General features: G+C 67.6%; 24 protein-coding genes. 21 read left to right on the forward strand and 3 right to left on the reverse strand.

Features of this window, described 5'->3' with window-relative positions; translation table 11 throughout:
• Nucleotides 1–5 precede the first annotated feature (5 nt).
• The 3 genes from purN (at nt 6) to C2U58_RS00770 (ending at nt 2,225) form a co-directional block, all read left to right on the forward strand.
• Nucleotides 6–674 (forward strand): phosphoribosylglycinamide formyltransferase, encoded by a 669-nt coding sequence (gene purN / locus C2U58_RS00760; RefSeq protein WP_102944264.1) that lies wholly within the window; start codon nt 6–8, stop codon nt 672–674.
• 67 nt (nt 675–741) lie between these two features.
• Entirely contained in the window at nt 742–1,539 is a 798-nt protein-coding gene (locus C2U58_RS00765) for a DUF3108 domain-containing protein (protein ID WP_102944137.1), read from the forward strand.
• A 2-nt stretch (nt 1,540–1,541) separates the two neighbouring features.
• On the forward strand, nt 1,542–2,225 hold the full coding sequence (locus tag C2U58_RS00770; protein WP_102944138.1) for a DUF3108 domain-containing protein: 684 nt from the start codon (nt 1,542–1,544) through the stop codon (nt 2,223–2,225).
• Nucleotides 2,226–2,262: 37 nt separating this feature from the next.
• Here C2U58_RS00770 and C2U58_RS00775 read toward each other — a convergent pair whose 3' ends face one another.
• From C2U58_RS00775 to C2U58_RS00785, 3 genes are read right to left on the reverse strand one after another with little or no spacing between them, the layout of a single operon-like run.
• Nucleotides 2,263–2,574, reverse strand: coding sequence for a hypothetical protein (locus C2U58_RS00775; RefSeq protein ID WP_102944139.1), 312 nt, complete (start codon nt 2,572–2,574; stop codon nt 2,263–2,265).
• Nucleotides 2,571–3,842, reverse strand: a complete 1,272-nt coding sequence (gene murA, locus C2U58_RS00780) for a UDP-N-acetylglucosamine 1-carboxyvinyltransferase (protein ID WP_102944140.1) — start codon at nt 3,840–3,842, stop codon at nt 2,571–2,573. The genes C2U58_RS00775 and murA overlap by 4 nt, the downstream gene beginning before the upstream one ends.
• 57 nt (nt 3,843–3,899) lie before the next feature.
• Complete coding sequence (locus C2U58_RS00785) at nt 3,900–4,133, reverse strand: BolA/IbaG family iron-sulfur metabolism protein (protein WP_070206676.1); 234 nt, start codon at nt 4,131–4,133, stop codon at nt 3,900–3,902.
• Nucleotides 4,134–4,186: 53 nt separating this feature from the next.
• On the opposite strand from C2U58_RS00785, the gene C2U58_RS00790 reads away from it, so the two are divergent.
• The 18 genes from C2U58_RS00790 (at nt 4,187) to C2U58_RS19760 (ending at nt 18,165) form a co-directional block, all read left to right on the forward strand.
• Nucleotides 4,187–5,188, forward strand: a complete 1,002-nt coding sequence (locus C2U58_RS00790; protein ID WP_102944141.1) for a KpsF/GutQ family sugar-phosphate isomerase — start codon at nt 4,187–4,189, stop codon at nt 5,186–5,188.
• A 41-nt stretch (nt 5,189–5,229) separates the two neighbouring features.
• Nucleotides 5,230–5,778, forward strand: a complete 549-nt coding sequence (locus tag C2U58_RS00795; protein ID WP_102944142.1) for an HAD hydrolase family protein — start codon at nt 5,230–5,232, stop codon at nt 5,776–5,778.
• Complete coding sequence (lptC, locus tag C2U58_RS00800) at nt 5,775–6,335, forward strand: LPS export ABC transporter periplasmic protein LptC (RefSeq protein ID WP_102944143.1); 561 nt, start codon at nt 5,775–5,777, stop codon at nt 6,333–6,335. Before C2U58_RS00795 ends, lptC begins: the two co-directional genes overlap by 4 nt.
• A gap of 65 nt (nt 6,336–6,400) precedes the next feature.
• Nucleotides 6,401–6,961, forward strand: a complete 561-nt coding sequence (gene lptA, locus C2U58_RS00805) for a lipopolysaccharide transport periplasmic protein LptA (RefSeq protein WP_102944144.1) — start codon at nt 6,401–6,403, stop codon at nt 6,959–6,961.
• On the forward strand, nt 6,961–7,680 hold the full coding sequence (lptB, locus tag C2U58_RS00810) for an LPS export ABC transporter ATP-binding protein (protein WP_102944145.1): 720 nt from the start codon (nt 6,961–6,963) through the stop codon (nt 7,678–7,680). Before lptA ends, lptB begins: the two co-directional genes overlap by 1 nt.
• Nucleotides 7,681–7,722: 42 nt before the next feature.
• Nucleotides 7,723–9,162 (forward strand): RNA polymerase factor sigma-54, encoded by a 1,440-nt coding sequence (locus tag C2U58_RS00815; RefSeq protein ID WP_102944146.1) that lies wholly within the window; start codon nt 7,723–7,725, stop codon nt 9,160–9,162.
• 56 nt (nt 9,163–9,218) lie between these two features.
• Nucleotides 9,219–9,542 (forward strand): ribosome-associated translation inhibitor RaiA, encoded by a 324-nt coding sequence (gene raiA, locus C2U58_RS00820; RefSeq protein WP_102944147.1) that lies wholly within the window; start codon nt 9,219–9,221, stop codon nt 9,540–9,542.
• 21 nt (nt 9,543–9,563) lie between these two features.
• Nucleotides 9,564–10,016: a PTS sugar transporter subunit IIA gene (locus C2U58_RS00825; protein ID WP_102944148.1), complete on the forward strand. Its 453-nt coding sequence runs from the start codon at nt 9,564–9,566 to the stop codon at nt 10,014–10,016.
• Nucleotides 10,013–10,963: an HPr(Ser) kinase/phosphatase gene (gene hprK / locus C2U58_RS00830; protein ID WP_068849794.1), complete on the forward strand. Its 951-nt coding sequence runs from the start codon at nt 10,013–10,015 to the stop codon at nt 10,961–10,963. The genes C2U58_RS00825 and hprK overlap by 4 nt, the downstream gene beginning before the upstream one ends.
• Entirely contained in the window at nt 10,960–11,844 is an 885-nt protein-coding gene (rapZ, locus tag C2U58_RS00835; RefSeq protein WP_102944149.1) for an RNase adapter RapZ, read from the forward strand. Before hprK ends, rapZ begins: the two co-directional genes overlap by 4 nt.
• A 70-nt stretch (nt 11,845–11,914) precedes the next feature.
• Nucleotides 11,915–12,307 (forward strand): PTS sugar transporter subunit IIA, encoded by a 393-nt coding sequence (locus C2U58_RS00840; protein ID WP_102944150.1) that lies wholly within the window; start codon nt 11,915–11,917, stop codon nt 12,305–12,307.
• Complete coding sequence (locus C2U58_RS00845) at nt 12,300–12,569, forward strand: HPr family phosphocarrier protein (RefSeq protein ID WP_102944151.1); 270 nt, start codon at nt 12,300–12,302, stop codon at nt 12,567–12,569. The genes C2U58_RS00840 and C2U58_RS00845 overlap by 8 nt, the downstream gene beginning before the upstream one ends.
• 2 nt (nt 12,570–12,571) lie before the next feature.
• Nucleotides 12,572–14,338, forward strand: a complete 1,767-nt coding sequence (gene ptsP, locus C2U58_RS00850) for a phosphoenolpyruvate--protein phosphotransferase (RefSeq protein WP_102944152.1) — start codon at nt 12,572–12,574, stop codon at nt 14,336–14,338.
• A 173-nt stretch (nt 14,339–14,511) separates the two neighbouring features.
• Nucleotides 14,512–15,873 carry a magnesium transporter gene (mgtE, locus tag C2U58_RS00855; RefSeq protein ID WP_070206690.1) on the forward strand — a complete coding sequence of 454 codons (1,362 nt, stop codon included), beginning with the start codon at nt 14,512–14,514 and terminating at the stop codon, nt 15,871–15,873.
• Between the two features lie 11 nt (nt 15,874–15,884).
• Nucleotides 15,885–16,151 (forward strand): hypothetical protein, encoded by a 267-nt coding sequence (locus tag C2U58_RS00860; RefSeq protein WP_102944153.1) that lies wholly within the window; start codon nt 15,885–15,887, stop codon nt 16,149–16,151.
• Nucleotides 16,152–16,218: 67 nt separating this feature from the next.
• Nucleotides 16,219–17,019, forward strand: a complete 801-nt coding sequence (locus C2U58_RS00865) for a prolyl oligopeptidase family serine peptidase (RefSeq protein WP_102944154.1) — start codon at nt 16,219–16,221, stop codon at nt 17,017–17,019.
• A 189-nt stretch (nt 17,020–17,208) separates the two neighbouring features.
• On the forward strand, nt 17,209–17,664 hold the full coding sequence (locus C2U58_RS00870; RefSeq protein ID WP_102944155.1) for a transposase: 456 nt from the start codon (nt 17,209–17,211) through the stop codon (nt 17,662–17,664).
• A gap of 201 nt (nt 17,665–17,865) precedes the next feature.
• Nucleotides 17,866–18,165 (forward strand): hypothetical protein, encoded by a 300-nt coding sequence (locus C2U58_RS19760; RefSeq protein ID WP_146033378.1) that lies wholly within the window; start codon nt 17,866–17,868, stop codon nt 18,163–18,165.
• The last annotated feature ends 32 nt before the right edge of the window (nt 18,166–18,197 follow it).

Here is an 18,197-nt window from a genome sequence, read left to right on the forward strand (position 1 = left end):
CCGTGGTGTCTGCCCTCCCACCGCGCAGCCGCATCGCGGTACTGGCCTCGGGCCGTGGCAGCAACCTGCAGGCGATCGTGGACGCGATCGCCGCCGGGTCACTGCACGCCGAGGTGGTGGCGGTGCTGTCCGACAAGCCCGATGCCTCGGCGCTGGCCAAAGTGCCGCCGGAGCGGCGCTGGGCGCAGTCGCCCAAGGCGTACGCCGACCGCGCCGCGTTCGATGCCGCGCTGGGCGATGCGCTGGCCGGGTTCGCGCCGGACTGGGTGGTCTGTGCGGGTTACATGCGCATCCTGGGCGAGGCCTTCGTGCAGCGCTTCAGCGGGCGCCTGATCAACATCCATCCGTCGCTGCTGCCGCTGTACAAGGGCCTGCATACCCACGCGCGCGCGCTGGAGGCCGGTGATGCCGAAGCCGGGGCGAGCGTGCACTTCGTGGTTCCCGAACTGGATGCCGGCACCGTCTTGGCCCAGGCCCGGGTGCCGGTGCTGCCCGGGGACACCGACGAAGCGCTGGCCCAGCGGGTGCTGGTCGTCGAGCACCCCCTGCTGATCGCCAGCCTGCAGTGGCTGGTGGCCGGCCGCGTAGCTGAACGGGAGGGACGGCTCGAGGTCGATGGCAACCCCCTGTTCAGTCCGCTGCGCCTAGATTGCGCCGGAATGCTTACCCGTTAGCGCTGGCGCACACGCGCTGCTGACCCGGGCGCTGGCATCCTCCCCACTCCCCCGCACCTGCGCGCGTATGAAAAAGACCCTGTCCAAGCCCGTGCTGCTGCTTGCGTCCCTGTTCTGCACCGTGGCCATCGCCCAGGCGCAGGAAACGCCCGCACCCGTGACGCCGCCCGCGCCGGAACTGACCGTGCTGCCGCCGCCGGCCGCATGGGAACCGCCCCCGCTGGAACCGTTCACCGCCACCTACCAGGCCCTGTACAAGGGCAAGGAAGCCGGTGATGCCACCATGCGCGTCACCCACACCGGGGGCGACCAGTGGCGGGTGGACATGCAGGTGGTGGGCCGGAAGGGCTTTGCCAGCGTGCTGGGCCTGAACCTGGAACAGAGCACGGTGTTCGAGAAGCAGGGCACGACGTATGTGCCGCTCAGCCAGGCCACCGTGCGCAAGGGCCTGTTCCTGGGCAAGAAGGTCACCGGTACCTACGACTGGAAGGCCGGCACCGCCCAGTGGCTGGGCGACCTCAAGAAGGAACGCACGCAACCCATTCCGCTGCAGCCGGGCGACCAGAGCGCGCTGCTGATCAACCTGGCGATCATGCGCGACGCGCGCCCGGGCCAGCAGATGCATTACCGTTATGTCGATGTGGGCCGGGTCCGCCAGCACGACTACCAGGCCGCGCCGGAAACCGAGAACGTCCAGGTCGGCGAGCTGTCCTACAACGCGCTGCGGGTGTATCGCACCAACGGCGGCAATGACGAAACCATCCTCTGGATCGCCAACGGGGTCCCCACCCCGGTGCGCATCCTGCAACGCGAAGACGGTCAGGATCGGATCGACCTGCGCCTGATCGAATACCAAGGAGTCTGAGCATGACCATCCTCTCCCGCCCCCTGTCCTGGGTTGCTGCCGGTGCGCTGGCGGTTGTCAGCCTGCCCGCGCTGGCGCTGCAGCCGTTCACCGCCGAGTACCAGGCCAACTACATGGGCATGCAGGCGCCCGGCAAGATGACCCTGAAGCAGGTCGACGGCAACAAATGGCAGTACAGCCTGGATGTCAGCAACCAGCTGGCCACGCTGAGCCAGAACACCACCTTCGACGAAGCCAACGGCGTCCTGCGTCCGCTCAGCAGCCAGGACAAATCGCTGCTGCTGGTGAAGAAGCGCAACGTGCAGGCCAACTATGACTGGTCGAAGAAGCAGGCGACCTGGACCGGCGACATCAAGCCGGACCGTGCCGGTCCCGTCGCGCTCAAGGCCGGCGACATGGACGCGCTGCTGATCAACCTGGCCATCGCCCGCGATTTCGCCGCCGGCAAGCCGCTGACCTACCGCATGGTCGACGAGGGCCGGATCAAGCCGATGACCTACAAGGTCGCCGGCACTGAAAACATCACCGTCGGCGGCAAGACCTACAACGCCACCAAGGTGTCGCGCGTGGACGGCAACAAGGAACTGATTGCCTGGGTGGCAAAGGACATGCCCGTGCCGGTGCGCCTGCTGCAGCGCGAAGGTGGCAAGGACGCACTCGACCTGACCATCAAATCGTTCAAGTAGCCGTAAAAAAACAAGGCCCGCATCTGCGGGCCTTGTTTCATTTCGCCGGCGTGTCCGCCTGGAAGACCGTTTTGCAGTCCACGCGGATCTGCTCGTTGGTCCTGCGCCAGTAGAACGCGCGGCAGTGGCGGTTGCCTTCTTCAGTCTTGGTCACGCCAACGGCGTAGAACGACTGCAGTACCTCGGTGCGGCTGACCGTGCCGTCGCCGTTCCAGTCCATGTCCTGCTGTTCCAGGCCCTGGGTGATCGCGATATCAGCGTACCAGGCGTAGCCCAGCCAGCCCAGCACTACCAGCACCAGGATCAGCAGCGCCTTGCGGCGGCGGGTGAACTGGCCGCGCAGGATCATGCGACGCGCCGGATGGTGGCACCGAGCGAGGACAGCTTCTCTTCAATGTTCTCGTAGCCGCGGTCCAGGTGGTAGATGCGGTCGATGGTGGTATCACCCTCGGCCATCAGCCCGGCCAGGATCAGCGAAGCCGACGCGCGCAGGTCGGTGGCCATCACCGGCGCACCGCTCAGCTGTTCGGACCCGCGCACGATCGCGGTGTGGCCTTCGACCTGGATGTCCGCGCCGAGGCGCAGCAGTTCGTTGACGTGCATGAAGCGGTTTTCGAAGATCGTTTCATTGATCACGCCCACGCCGTCGGCCACGCAGTTGAGCGCCATGAACTGCGCCTGCATGTCGGTCGGGAACGCCGGGTACGGTGCGGTGGTCAGGTTGACCGCACGCGGCCGCTTGCCGTGCATGTCCAGGGTGATGCTGTCGTCGGTGGTTTCAATCGTCGCGCCGGCTTCGACCAGCTTGGACAGCACCGCGTCCATGGTGTTCGGGCGCGCGCGGTTGACCGTGACCTTGCCGCCGGTCATCGCCGCGGCGACCAGGAAGGTGCCGGTTTCGATGCGGTCGGGCAGCACTTCGTGGCGGCCACCGGACAGGCGCTCGACGCCTTCGATCACCAGCCGTGCGGTACCCAGGCCTTCGATCTTCGCGCCCAGCGCGATCAGGCAGTGCGCCAGGTCAGTGACTTCCGGCTCCATCGCCGCGTTGTCCAGCACGGTGGTGCCTTCGGCCAGTACGGCGGCCATCAGCACGTTCTCGGTACCGGTCACGCTGACCATGTCGAAGGTAAAGTGCGCGCCCTTCAGGCGCTTGGCGTGGGCCTTGATGAAGCCGTTCTCGACCACGATCTCCGCACCCAGCGCCTGCAGGCCCTTGATGTGCTGGTCGACCGGACGCGAGCCGATCGCGCAGCCGCCGGGCAGCGACACTTCGGCCTCGCCGAAGCGGGCCAGCAGCGGGCCCAGCACCAGGATCGAGGCGCGCATGGTCTTGACCAGCTCATACGGTGCCACGTGCTGGTTGACCGTGCGCGGGTCGACCACGATCGCGCTGCCGCGCGACAGCGTGCCCTGGTCGATGGTGACGTTGGCGCCGAGCTCGCCGAGCAGCTTTACGGTGGTGACCACGTCGTGCAGGTGCGGCACGTTGGTGATCTCCACCGGCGCATCGGCCAGCAGGGTCGCGCACAGGATGGGGAGGACGGCGTTCTTGGCGCCGGAAATGTTCACTTCACCGTGCAGCGGCTTGCCGCCGGTCACTACGATCTTGGCCATGGAACCTGCAGATAGGAAGGGGGAATGGAAATGGGGGTGGTGCGGGCGGTCGGCCGATTACTTCGCCGCTTCGGCCGCGGTCACGGTCTTCAGCGCCAGCGCGTGGATCGCTCCGCCCATCAGATCGCCCAAGGTGGCGTAGACCATGCGGTGGCGGGCCAGGGGGAGCTTGCCGGCAAAGGCGTCGCAGACCACGGTGGCCTCGAAATGCACGCCGTCGTCGCCCTGCACGTCCGCGCGGGCGCCCGGCAGGCCGGTTTCGATCAAATTGCGGATGGTCTCGGCGTCCAACGGGCTTTCCTAATAAAATGTGCGCTCATTCTACTCTCACGCGTGGCGCCCGCATGGCTGTATCGCCCCTGCCCCCCTCATCGACCGACCCGGCCGCGCTGGTCGCCAGCGGCCGCCGCGTGTTCGAGATCGAGCGCGACGCCCTTGCCGCGGTAGCCGGGCGGCTCGGCGACGACTTCAGCCGGGCCTGCCAGCTGGTGCTGGAGAGCCGCGGCCGCGTGGTGGCGACCGGCATGGGCAAGTCCGGCCACGTGGCCCGCAAGATCGCGGCCACCCTGGCCTCGACCGGCACCCCGGCCTTCTACGTGCACCCCGGCGAAGCCGGCCACGGCGACCTGGGCATGATCACCGAGGCCGACGTGGTGCTGGCGCTGTCCTATTCGGGCGAATCCGACGAGGTGCTGATGCTGCTGCCGGTGCTCAAGCGCCAGGGCAACCGCCTGATCGCCATGACCGGCCGCCCCGGGTCGTCGCTGGCGCTGGCCGCCGACGTCCACCTGGACGTGAGCGTGCCGGCCGAGGCCTGCCCGCTGGCGCTGGCCCCGACCTCCAGCACCACCGCCTCGCTGGCGATGGGCGACGCCCTGGCCGTGGCCCTGCTCGACGCGCGCGGCTTCACCGCCGACGACTTCGCCCGCTCGCACCCGGCCGGCAGCCTGGGCCGGCGCCTGCTGCTGCACATCACCGACGTCATGCACAGCGGCGATGAACTGCCCAAGGTGGGCGAAACCGCCAGCCTGAGCGAGGCCCTGGTCGAAATGAGCCGCAAGCGACTGGGCATGACCGCCGTGGTCGATGCCGACCAGCGCCTGGTCGGGCTGTTCACCGACGGCGACCTGCGCCGGGCCCTGGACAGCGACCTGGACGTGCGCAGCGCGCGGATCGTCGATGTGATGACGCGGACCCCGCGCACCATCGGCGCCGACCAGCTTGCGGTGGAAGCGGCCCGGGTCATGGAAACCCAGCAGATCAACGGCCTGATCGTGGTCGATGGCGACGGCCGCGCGGTCGGCGCACTCAACATTCATGACCTGTTGCGGGCCCGGGTGGTTTAAACCACAGTGGCACTCCTCCATTCAGCTGACCTGCGTACCTGATGCCCTATTCCCCGCTGCCCGGTTTCCCGTCCCACCTGCATGCCGCCGCCGGCCGTATCCGGCTGGCCTGTTTCGACGTGGACGGCACGCTCACCGATGGTCGGCTCTACTACGACCGTGACGGCAACGAGAGCAAGGCGTATTACGTGCAGGACGGACTGGGCCTGAAACTGCTGCAGCAGCACGGCATCCACCCCGTGCTGATCACCGCGCGCAACAGCCTGTCGGCGCTCAAGCGCGGCGCCGACCTGGGCATCGACACCCAGATCGCGGTCGGCGACAAGCTGGCCAGCGTGCGGGTGCTGTGCGAACAGCACGGGATCGGCCTGGACCAGGTCGCCTTCATGGGCGACGACCTGCCCGACCTGGCCCCGCTGTGCGCGGTCGGGCTGGCGGTGGCCCCGGCCAACGCCCACCCCTGGATCGCCGAACGCGTGCACTGGCAGACCCGTGCCGATGGCGGCCGCGGTGCCGCGCGCGAGCTGTGCGACGTGCTGCTGGCCGCGCAGGGCCACGTGGATGCGGTGCTGGCGAGGTTCGGCGCATGAACCTGCGTACCGCACTGGGTGGCCTGCTGCTGGTTGCCGCCGTGCTCAGCGGCTGGGCGCTGCTGCGCGACCGCGACAAGGCGCCGGAGGCGAGCGGCGACGACGCCAGCCGCGACTACGTGCTGCACGACTTCGAGATCGTCGCGCTGGACGAACAGGGCCGCGAGTCGACCACGCTGCGCGCGCCGCTGCTGGAGCGCACCCGCAGCGATGAGACGATGACCATCCAGACCCCCCTGTTCCTGCTGCCCGACCGCGACGGCAACCACTGGGAACTGCGCAGCGACACCGGCTGGGTCAGCGCCAATGGCGACACGCTGCGCCTGACCGGCAACGTCAGTGGCGACAGCCCGCGCGTGCCGACGGTGCCGCCGACCACCTTCCGGACCGAGCAGCTGGACGTGTTCCCGAATGAAAACCGGGCCACCTCCGACGGCCTGGTCACCCTGACCCGGCCGGGCATGATCCAGTCCGGGGTAGGCTTCGCCCTGAACTCCAGCGACAAGACCTATCAGTTCCTGAGCCAGGTCAAGACCCGTTACACGCCCCGCCAATGACCCGCTCCGATGTTCCAGCGACGGCACTGGCCGTTTCCCCGAATCAGGCAGGAAAGCCCCACGCCATGAAGATCTTCTCCGCCGCCGTACTCGCCCTGTGCCTGGCCGTCCCGCTTGCCGTGCAGGCCAAGAGCACCGACCGCAACCAGGAAATGACCATCGAGTCCGACGCGCAGTCGGGCTCGTTCCTCGGCGATGGCGTCATCACCCTGTCGCGCAATGTCGTGATCACCCAGGGCACGCTCGACATCCACGCTGCACAGGCCGATGTCCACATGAAGGATGGCGAGGCGGTGCGTGCCGTGTTCACCGGCAAGCAGGCCACCATGAAGCAGCAGCTGGACGACGGCAGCATGATGAATGCACGTGCCGACAAGATCGATTACGACATCAAGGGCGAAATCATCACCCTGACCGGCAACTACGAAGTGGTCAGCGCGCAGGGCACCAACAGCGGCCAGCGCATGGTCTACAACACCCGTACCGGCGAAATGAACAGCGGCGGCGGCGGTGAAGCCGGCCGCGTGCGCACGGTCATTCCGCCCAGGAACAAGGGCGCGGCCCCGGCCGCCAAGCCGGCCGCCCCGGCCAAGACCACCGTCCCCACCGCCGGGAGCAAGAAGTAATGCTGGTCGCCAAAGGTCTGCGCAAGCGCTACAAGCAGCGCGAAGTGGTCAAGGAATTCGGCCTGACCCTGGACGCCGGTGAAGTGGTCGGCCTGCTCGGCCCCAACGGTGCCGGCAAGACGACGTGCTTCTACATGATCGTCGGGCTGGTCGAGGCCGACGCCGGCAGCATCGTGCTGGACGGCAAGGACATCACCGCCGACCCGATGTACACCCGTGCCAAGCAGGGCGTGGGCTACCTGCCGCAGGAGCCGTCGGTGTTCCGCAAGCTGACCGTGGCCGACAACCTGCGCCTGGTGCTGGAGCTGCGCGAGGACCTGGACAAGGCCGGCCGCGAGAAGGAGCTGAATTCGCTGCTGGACGAACTGCAGATCGGCCACGTGGCCGACCAGCTGGGCGCCAGCCTGTCCGGTGGCGAGCGCCGCCGCTGCGAGATCGCCCGGGCCCTGGCCGCCAAACCGCGCCTGATCCTGCTCGACGAACCGTTCGCCGGCGTCGACCCGATCTCGGTCGGCGAGATCCAGCGCATCGTCACCCACCTCAAGCAGCGCGGCATCGGGGTCCTGATCACCGACCACAACGTGCGCGAGACCTTGGGAATCTGCGACCGCGCGTATATCCTCAACGAAGGCAGCGTACTGGCGCAGGGGGCACCAGCCGCGATCCTCGAGAACGCAGACGTCCGCCGTGTCTACCTTGGAGAGACCTTCAAGCTCTGACCCGCCGGCCGCTGCATCGCCTTCCCTCCGTTCGGCACAGGCATGAAAGCACGGCTGCAGACATCGCTGGGGCAACAACTGGTCATGACGCCGCAGCTGCGTCAGGCGATCAAGTTGCTGCAGATGTCGACCACGGAGCTGGAGCTGGAGCTGGCCGAGGCGGTGGAAACCAATCCCCTGCTGGACTGGGCCGAGAACTCCGAGCCGGGCCTGGAGGCCGCACCCGGCAGCGACGAGCGCCCGGCCGAAGCGGCCGAGCGCACCGACGAGCGCGACGCCCGCACCGACGGCGCCGACGACTGGGCGCCCGGCGAAAGCGACTGGAGCAGCGGCGGCAGTGGCGGTTCCTTCGACGATGACGACAACGGCAGCGCCGCCGAGCGCGTGGCCGAGACCGAGAGCCTGGCCGACCACCTGCTGTGGCAGCTGCACCTCTCGCACCTGTCCCGGCGCGACCGCAGCATCGGCGCGGCCCTGATCGACGCACTGGAAGAGGACGGCTACCTGCGCGAGCCCCTGGCCACCATCGCCGAAACCCTGCTCCCGGCCATCCATGCCGACGACGCCGAGATCCTCACCGTCCTGCACCAGATCCAGCGCTTCGACCCGATCGGGGTCGGCGCGCGCAGCCTGGGCGAATGCCTGCAGCTGCAGCTGGACGTGCTGGACCCGCAGACCCCCGGCCTGGCGCTGGCCCGGCGGATCGCCGACGGCCCGCTGGAGCGCCTGCCGCGCAGCGGCGTGAACGGCATTGCCCACGAGCTGCGCGAGCCGGTGGATGCGGTGGAGACCGCCGTGCAGCTGCTGCGCTCGCTGGACCCGCGCCCCGGCACCCAGATCGGCGACCTGGCCCACGACAGCTACGTGGTCCCGGACTGCGTGGTCTGGCGCCAGAACGGCAGCTGGCGGGCGGCCCTGGCCGGCCACGCCGGACCCAAAGTGGTCATCCACCGGGGCTATGAACAGATGATCCGCCGCTGCGGCGAAAGCGACGCCGGCTACCTGCGCGCCCACCTGCAGGAGGCGCGCTGGCTGCTCAAGGGCCTGGAAGCCCGTGGCGAGACCCTGCTGCGGGTGATGCGCTGCCTGCTGCAGCAGCAGGCCGCCTTCCTGGAGTTCGGTGAACAGGCCCTGCGCCCGCTGACCCTGCGCGAGGTGGCCGGCGAGCTGGGCCTGCACGAATCGACCATTTCCCGCGCCATCGCCCGCAAGTACGTGCGGACCCCGCGCGGGACCCTGGCCCTGCGGGCGTTCTTCGCCTCCGGGATCGACACCGATAGCGGCGGCGAGGCCTCCAGCACCGCCATCCAGGCCATGATCCGACGCCTGATCGACGACGAAAACCCGCGCAAGCCGCTTTCTGACGCCAAGCTGGCTGACCTGCTCAAGACCTCCGGAATACCGGTGGCGCGGCGCACCGTGGCGAAGTATCGTGAAGCCATGAACATTTCCGCCTCGCACGAACGAGTCCGCATCGCCTGACGCTCACACGCCTGGCGGCAAGGTTCATTGGCTCATCCGAACAAAGGAGAAACCCGATGCGCATCGAAACGTTTGGCAAACACGTCGAAGTCACCCCCGCCCTGCAGAGCTACGTGGAAGAAAAGCTCGCGCGGATCGGCAAGCACTTCGACCAACATTGCGACGCGCGGGTCACGCTGAAGCTGGACAAGGTCGAGCACCACGTCGACGCCAGCCTGAACATCCCCGGCCAGACCCTCCACGCTGAGGCCAACGGCCAGACCATGTATGCGGCCATCGACGTGCTTGCCGACAAGCTGGACCGGCTGGTCATCAAGCACAAGGAGAAAAAGCACCAGCACGCCCCGGTCCCGGCTCCCTTGGGCGACAATGGCGGCTGACGCCCCCGCTCTCCCCCCAACATGCCTTTGACTGATCTACTGGCGGCCGTGCGCACCCAGGTGCTGCCGGCCGCCGATCGCGACAGTGTGCTGAAAGCTGCCGCCAGGCTGCTGGCCTGCCGCGAAGCCAATGCCGACCTGCTGTATGCCAACCTGCGCGAGCGCGAGTCGCTGGGCAGTACCGCCATCGGCCACGGCATCGCCATTCCGCACGGCCGTGCGCCGCTGCTGGAGCGCCCGCGTGGCGCCCTGTTGCGGTTGGAGACCCCGGTCGACTTCGGCGGCGACGAGCCGGTGGATCTGGTGTTCGCCATCGCCGTGCCCAGCCACTACACCCATCAACACCTGATGCTGCTGTCCGAGCTGGCCGAGCTCTTTTCCGACCCGGCCATCCGCCAGGCGCTGCGCGAAGCGCGCGACGCGGCGACCCTGCGCCAGGTCATCGAATTCCCACCGCCGGCGAGCGCCGCATGAACACCAGCATCACCGCCCGTGAACTGTTCGAACAGCAACGCGACCGCCTGAGCCTGCGCTGGGTAGCCGGGCAGAAGGGCGAGCGGCGCGAGCTGGAGGCCGGCAACACGGTCTCGCGGCGTCCTTCGCTGGCCGGCTACCTCAACGCGATCTACCCCAACAAGGTGCAGATCCTGGGCACCGAAGAGCTGTCCTGGCTGGATTCGCTGGATTCGCGCCAGCGCTGGGAAACCATCGAGCGGATCATGCAGTCGCACCCGCTGGCGCTGGTGATCACCCGCAACCAGCCCTGCCCGGAAGACCTGCGCGCGGCCGCCGACGAGTCGCAGACGCCGCTGTGGATCTCGCCCAAGCGCGGCCACGAGCTGCTCAACCACCTGTCCTACCACCTGGCCCGCACCCTGGCGCCGCGGGTGATCCTGCATGGCGTGTTCATGGAGATCTATTCGATCGGCGTACTGATCACCGGCGAGGCGGGCTCGGGCAAGAGCGAGCTGGCGCTGGAACTGCTCAGCCGCGGCCACCGGCTGGTGGCCGACGACGCGCCCGAATTCACCCAGATCGCCCCCGACGTGCTCGACGGCACCTGCCCGGAGCTGCTGCAGGACCTGCTCGAAGTGCGCGGCCTGGGCGTGCTCAACGTGCGCGAGATGTTCGGTGACACGGCGGTAAAGAAGAACAAGTACCTTCGGCTCATCGTGCACCTGACCAAGCCCATGACCGAACCCACCCCCCATGGCTACGAACGCCTGACCGGCGATTCCGGCACCCGCCACGTGCTCGACCTGGACGTGCCGCTGATCACCCTGCCGGTGATGCCCGGGCGCAACCTGTCGGTGCTGACCGAAGCGGCCACCCGCCTGCATATCCTGCGCACCAAGGGCATCGACCCGGCCGCGATGTTCATCGCCCGCCACAGCAACCTGCTGGAGCGCCGCACGCCATGAGCACCCCGGCCCCCACCGCCGCCACCCTGATCATCGTCAGCGGCCTGTCCGGCTCCGGCAAGACGGTCGCGCTGAAGACCTTCGAAGACCTGGACTACTACTGTTCGGACAACCTGCCGATCAACCTGCTGCCCGACTTCGTGCGCAGCCTGCTGGCCGGTCATGACGCCGACGCCCCGCGCCGCCTCGCGGTGGGTATCGACGTGCGTGGCCAGAGCGACCTGAGCCAGCTCTCGCACTGGCGCGAAGACGCGCTGGCGGCCGGGCTGGACGCGCAGCTGCTGTTCTTCGATGCCACCGATGAAGCCCTGCTCAAGCGCTATGCCGACACCCGGCGCCGGCATCCGCTGAGCCAGCTCGGCCTGTCGCTGCCCGAGGCGATTGCCCGCGAACGCGAACTGACCGCGCCGCTGCGCCGCGCCGCTGATGCGGTGATCGACACCACCGCGCTCAACGTGCACCAGCTGCGCCGCAAGGTGGTGACCGAATTCGCGCTCAGCCACGGCAACAAGCTCTCGCTGTTGTTCGAATCGTTCGCCTACAAGCGCGGCGTGCCGGCCGAAGCCGACTTCGTGTTCGACGCCCGCGTGCTGCCCAATCCGCACTGGAACCCCGAGCTGCGGCCGATGTCCGGGCGCGAAGCCGGGGTGCGCGAGTACCTGGACGAGCAGGCGGACGTGCAGCGGTACGTGGCCCAGCTGGTCGACTTCCTGGATACCTGGCTGCCCCGCCTCGGCAACGACACCCGCAGCTACGTCACCGTGGCGTTCGGCTGCACCGGTGGCAAACACCGATCGGTGTACCTGGCCGAGCGCCTGGCCCGGCATGCGCGTGACCAGGGCTGGGAAGAAGTGGCCACGTTCCACCGCGAGCTGGATTGAGTCAACGGACCAACGGTCCGTTGCTCCCGTGGTGTATCCCCAATTCATCTTGGGATGTTAACGTTCGACAATGACCTGTGGCATTCTCCTTGTAACTCATCCCGGTGTAGGCACGTCCCTGCTGGACGTGGCGACCCGGCTGCTGCGGCACCTGCCGCTGAAGACCGAAGCTTTCGAAGTACCGTTCGACGCAGACCTGGATGTCCTGCTCCCGCTCGCCTCGGCCGCCCTTCGACGGGTCGACAGCGGAGAAGGTGTGCTGATCCTGACCGACCTGTATGGCGCCAGCCCGAGCAATCTGGCAGCGCAGCTGGCCCGCCTTGGCACCCCGGCACGCCGGGTCTCGGCGCTGAGCCTGCCGATGTTGTTGCGAGTGATGAATTATCCGGAACAGGGACTGGATCAACTGCCCGCCACTGCGGCGGCGGGCACTCGCAATGGAGCGATTGTCGACGATGCTTGAACGTGAACTCACCGTATCCAACCGCCTGGGGCTGCACGCCCGCGCCACTGCAAAGCTGGTGCAGGTGCTGGCCCCGTTCCGCTGCAATGTGACCATGGCCGCCAAGGGCCGCGAGATCAACGCCAAGAGCATCATGGGCGTGATGCTGCTGGCTGCCGGCCAGGGCACTCCCGTCACCGTGCGCATCGACGGCGAAGACGAAACTGCTGCCATGGACGCCGTGGTGGCCCTGTTCGAGCGACGCTTCGACGAGGACAGCTGAGCATGCCGGGGCCACCGTCGCGATCAGGTTCCAGCACGGCACGGACCGCGTCCGGCGCCCTGCTGCTGACCGGCCACGGGGCCTCGCGTGGCAATGCCCTCGGCCGCGCCCGGGTGCGCCTGCCGCACGCCCTGGAGGTGGCCGAGCAACGCATCACGCCGGCCCAGGTGCCAGGCGAACTGCAGCGGCTGCACGAGGCCGTCGAGGCCGCCCGTGCCGAGATGCACGACCTGCGCCAGCGCCTGCATGGTGCGTTGAACCAGGAGGCGGGCGAGTTCCTCGACCTGCATGCGCTGCTGCTGGACGATCCCGAGCTGCTGTTCGGCCTGGATGAGCTGATCCGAAGTGGCCCGTACAGCGCCGGCTATGCGCTGCGGGTGCAGCGCGATCGCCTGGCCAAGGTCTTCGATGGCATGGACGATGCCTATCTGAAAAGCCGGATGGACGACCTCGACCATGTGATCGGCCGCATCCACGCCTTCCTGCACAAGCGACCGCCCGACGTGAAGGGCCTGGCCGGGGAAATCCTGGTCTGCGACAACATCGCCCCGTCCGAGCTGGCCCAGCTGCAGGCGCACGGCGTGGTCGGCATCGTCACCGCCGCCGGCAGTGCGCTGTCGCACAGCGCAATCCTCGCGCGCAGCCTGCACCTGCCGCTGATCGTCAACGTGCCCAATGCGCTGCAGAAGATCGCCGACGGCGACGTGCTCGGCATCGACGGCAGTACCGGACAGATCACGGTCAACCCGCTGCCGCTGGACCTGCGCGACTACCGCGCGCGACTGCGCGAGCAGGCCCGCGAGCAGCGCGAACTCGGCCGCCTGCGCAGCAAGCCCAGCCGCACCCGCGACAACGTCACCATCGCGCTGCTGGCCAATGCCGAGTCGCGCGAGGACGTCACCGAGGCGCACGCGCTGGGCGCGCACGGGCTGGGCCTGTACCGCACCGAGTTCCTGTTCCTGCAGCGCGACGAGCTGCCCGACGAACAGGAACAGTTCGAAACCTACCGCGACGCCGCGCTCGGCATGAGCGGGCGGCCGGTGACCATCCGCACCCTGGACCTGGGCGCGGACAAGGCCGACCGCACCGGCCTGACCCTGAGCAATGAGGAAAACCCGGCGCTGGGCCTGCGCGGGATCCGTCTTTCGCTGGCCCGGCCCAAAGTCGCCGATACCCAGCTGCGCGCGATCCTGCGCGCCTCGGCCTACGGCAAGCTGCGCATCCTGCTGCCGATGGTCAGCACCCGCGAGGAAATACGGGCGGTTCGCCGGCGCCTGGCCAAGCAGGCCGAGCTGCTGCGTGCCGAGGGCCACGAAGTAGCCGAGCACATTCCGTTCGGCGCCATGATCGAAGTGCCAGCCGCGGCAATCGCGCTGGAGAGTTTCATCGACCTGGTCGACTTCCTGTCGGTGGGGACCAATGACCTGGTGCAGTACCTGCTGGCCGCCGACCGCAACAACGAAGCGGTCGGCGAGCTGTATTCGCCGCTGCACCCGGCGGTGCTGCGCCTGCTCGCGCACATCCTGCGGGTGGGCCGCGAGCACGACGTGCCGGTGGCGGTCTGCGGCGAGATCGCCGGCGACCCGCGCATGACCCGCCTGCTGCTGGCGTTGGGCCTCACCGAGTTCAGCCTGCACCCAGGCACCCTGCTGGAAGTGCGCCGCGCGGTGCGCGACAGCGACCTCGGCGAACTGCAGGCCGCCGCGCCGAAACTGTTGGCCGCCCGTGACCGACGCAGCATAGAGCGCTGGATCGAAAGCAACCCGTAGTGCCGGCCGGCGGCCGGCTCCTCGTGCTGCCTGCATCGTGCAGAGCCGGCCAGCGGCCGGCACTACGTCCCTACCGATTTGTCATCCATCCAAGCGATAATGACGCGGTGACCACCCCTCTTGCCGCATCCTGTACGGGATAGCGGCCTTTTTGATTTCCGCGGGAGCTGTGCATGGCCGAAGCCGTACGCCACGACAAGACGGCGCGCCAATTGCGTCTGTTGTCCGATGCACTGGACAGCGGGCGGCTTGGGCCGGTGCGCCGCCTGGTCAACACGCTGGCGCCGGCCGAGATCGGCAACCTGCTGGAGTCGCTGCCGCCCGGCAAGCGCGAGGTGGTGTGGGGCCTGGTCGACCCGGAAGACGACGGTGAAGTGCTTGTCCACGTCGGCGAGGAAGTACGCGAAAGCCTGCTGGCCGACATGGACCCGGACGAGATCATCGCTGCGGTCGAAGACCTGGACATCGACGACCTGGCCGACCTGGTCGAAGACCTGCCGGACACGGTCATCGACGAAGTGCTCAAGTCGATGGACCGCGAGAACCGCGAACGGCTCGAGCAGGTGCTGTCCTATCCCGAGGACAGCGCCGGCCGCCTGATGAATCCGGACGTGGTGACCGTGCGCGCCGACGTCAACGTCGACGTGGTGCTGCGCTACCTGCGCCTGCGCGGCGAGCTGCCCGACCACACCGACCACCTGTTCGTGGTCAGCCGCCGTCACCAGTACCTGGGCCGGCTGTCGCTCGCGTCGCTGGTGACCCACGAAGACAGCACCCCGATCAACCGCCTGATCGACGACGAGCAACCGGCCATCGACGTGGGCGAAAGCGCCGACGAAGTGGCCCGGCAGTTCTCCGACCATGACTGGGTGTCGGCGCCGGTGGTCGACGACAACAACATCCTGCTCGGCCGCATCACCATCGATGACGTGGTCGACATCATCCGTTCGCAGGCGGAGCACCAGGCGTTGGGCGCGGCCGGCCTGGACGAAGAAGAAGACCTGTTCTCACCGATCAAGCGTGCCGTGCGCGGCCGCGTGGTGTGGCTGGGCATCAACCTGTGTACCGCGTTCCTGGCGGCCACGGTGATCGGCCAGTTCGAGCTGACCCTGCAGAAAGTCGTAGCGCTGGCGGTGCTGATGCCGATCGTCGCCGGCGTGGGCGGCAACGCGGCGGTGCAGGTGCTGACCCTGATGGTGCGCGGCATCGCGCTCGGCCAGGTCGGCCAGAGCAACGCGCGCATCCTGCTGTGGAAGGAATCGCGGGTCGCGTTGATCAACGGCACCCTGATCGGCACCGTGGTCGGCATCATCGCCTTCCTGTGGTTCAACAGCTTCCTGCTGTCGCTGGTCATCACCCTGGCGCTGATCATCAACTTCTGCGCTGCGGCGCTGGCCGGCGTGCTGCTGCCGCTGCTGCTCAAGCGCATGAACGTGGATCCGGCCGTCGCCGGCACCGTGGTGGTCACTGCGGTCACCGACGTAATGGGCTTCTTCAGCTTCCTGGGCCTGGCCACCCTGATCCTGCTGCACTGAGCGGAGTTTGCATGGCACTGACCCTCGACAATTACTTCGCCGCCGGCTGGCGCGACCAGCTGCATAGCTGCCCTGCCTGCGAATGGAAAGGCACTGCCCGCCAGATGTCGATGGAACTGCACGAAGACGAGGCGGAGTTCGATTGCCCGGTGTGCGAGAACCCGATCCTGCTGGTGGTGCATCCCAGCCTGGCCCAGGTGCAGGCCGCAGCGGCCGATGGCCACCCCGAGGCGATTGAACAGCTCGAGATCCTGGCGTCGGTCCCACGCCCCGACTGATGCACTGCAAGATGCCGACCGGCCCACGCGCGCCTAGACTGAAAACGATTCCAGTCGAGGACAGGCAATGGCACGAAGGGCGAGTGGGTGGTGGTGGGCGATGCTGGCATTGTTCGTGTTGAGCGCTTGTGCGTCGACCCGGGCCGTGGACAAGGGCCACTTCGTGGAGCGCTCGGTCACAGTCGAGGGGCATAGCTCGCGCTACCAGGTGTTCGTTCCCGCCAACGCGGACGCGCAGCGCGGGGCCTTGCCGGTGGTGCTGTTCCTGCACGGTTCGGGTGAACGCGGCAGCGACGGCGTCAAGCAGACCGAGGCCGGCCTGGGCCCGCACCTGCGCAGCCACGCCCGCGACTTCCCCGCCCTGGTGGTACTGCCGCAGGTGCCGGGGGACGAAGAGTGGTCGGGCATCAACAACCGCATCGCGCTTGCCGCGCTGGACGCGACCATCGCAGAATTCGGCGCCGATCCGCAGCGCCAGTACCTGACCGGCATGTCGATGGGCGGCTACGGCAGCTGGAACATCGCCTTGGACCACCCCACCCGCTTCGCCGCGATCGTACCGGTCTGCGGGGCAGTGCTCGCGCCGCGTGCGGTACGCGCGACGTTGCTGGTCGAATCGGTGGCCGGTAAGGCCGATCCGTATGCCGCCATGGCCTCACAGCTCAAGGCGACCCCGATCTGGATGTTCCATGGCGCGAAAGACGACGTGGTGCTGCCCGAAGACGACAGGCGACTGAAGGCGGCATTCGACCAGGCCGGTGCCGCCGACGTGCGCTACACCGAGTACCCGCAGGGCAACCACAACGCGTGGGACGCGACGTACGCGGATGCGGCGATGTGGAAATGGCTGTTCGCGCAGCGGCGGTAGTGCCGGCCGCCGGCCGGCTCCACGAAGTGCATGCCCCCCCGTAGTGCCGGCCGCTGGCCGGCTCCTCGCAATCCAACCTCGGGAAGAGCCGGCCGGCGGCCGGCACTACGGTCCATGTAGCCATCGGACTACGTCCCTTCGGCAGAAATCCCGCTGACACAGAGCATCTGGTGCATCCCAAGATGCTGCATGAGCTCCTCAAAACTACGCCGCGGACGGATATCGCTCATTGGGCACACCTACGTCCTGACCACCGTTTGCTGCGGACGCCGCCCTTGGTTCGACGACCCTGCATCCGCCGCCATTGTCATGAACGCCCTGCATGATCTTAGCGACCGCGGCTACGTCAGCTCGCTCGCATGGGTCGTCATGCCCGATCACGTCCACTGGATGTTCGAGCTCTGCAACGAACCCCTGTGCAATGTTGCCCGCAGATTCAAATCGTCAACGGGCTTGGCGCTGAACCGTATGCATCGACGCGGCGGCGCATTCTGGCAATCCGGCTACCACGACCACGCCCTTCGCTCTGACCGTTCGCTCCGCGACCATGTCATGTACATCCTGGGTAACCCCGTCCGCGCCGGCATCACCGGGAAACTGGGCAAATACCCCCACGCATGGTGCAAATGGCCCTTCGACCCGTAGTGCCGGCCGCCGGCCGGCTCCTCACAATACCCGCCCCCCGTAGTGCCGGCCGCTGGCCGGCTCAACAGCCACTGTACAGCCCTACCTTAAGCCAGGCATTTCCCCATCCCTCAAAACGGCATCGTCCGATTTCCCCGCTAGAGGGACAGCGATAGGTTAGTTGCGATCAGCGCTGATCCACTTTCCCATCGAGAAATTCCTATGAAAACCGCAATCACAGCTGTCGTTCTGTTGCTTTGCCTCGCTTCCTCCGCTGCGTACGCCGCTCCTGAAACTGACGTAGTAACCACGAAACGCATCCTCGAACAAGAACAGCAGTCCATCGATGTTGCTTCAGCAGTCATCCGCTCCCGGCACGAGCTCAACCAGTTCCTCACCGCCAACACTGCCGTGCCACGCGGGGCAGCGTCTGCCCCTCGTCCTGCGAGCCGTTTTGACTTCTCGAACGAGGTTCAGCACGCCCCGCTGGGGCGTGTTTTTGAGGACTGCAACCGTGCCTAAAGGATTACCAAGCTCATCGCTTTGCCTGATCG

Origin of the sequence: Stenotrophomonas sp. VV52 (genome assembly GCF_002893095.1) — a bacterium.
Taxonomy (GTDB): Bacteria; Pseudomonadota; Gammaproteobacteria; order Xanthomonadales; family Xanthomonadaceae; genus Stenotrophomonas; species Stenotrophomonas aracearum.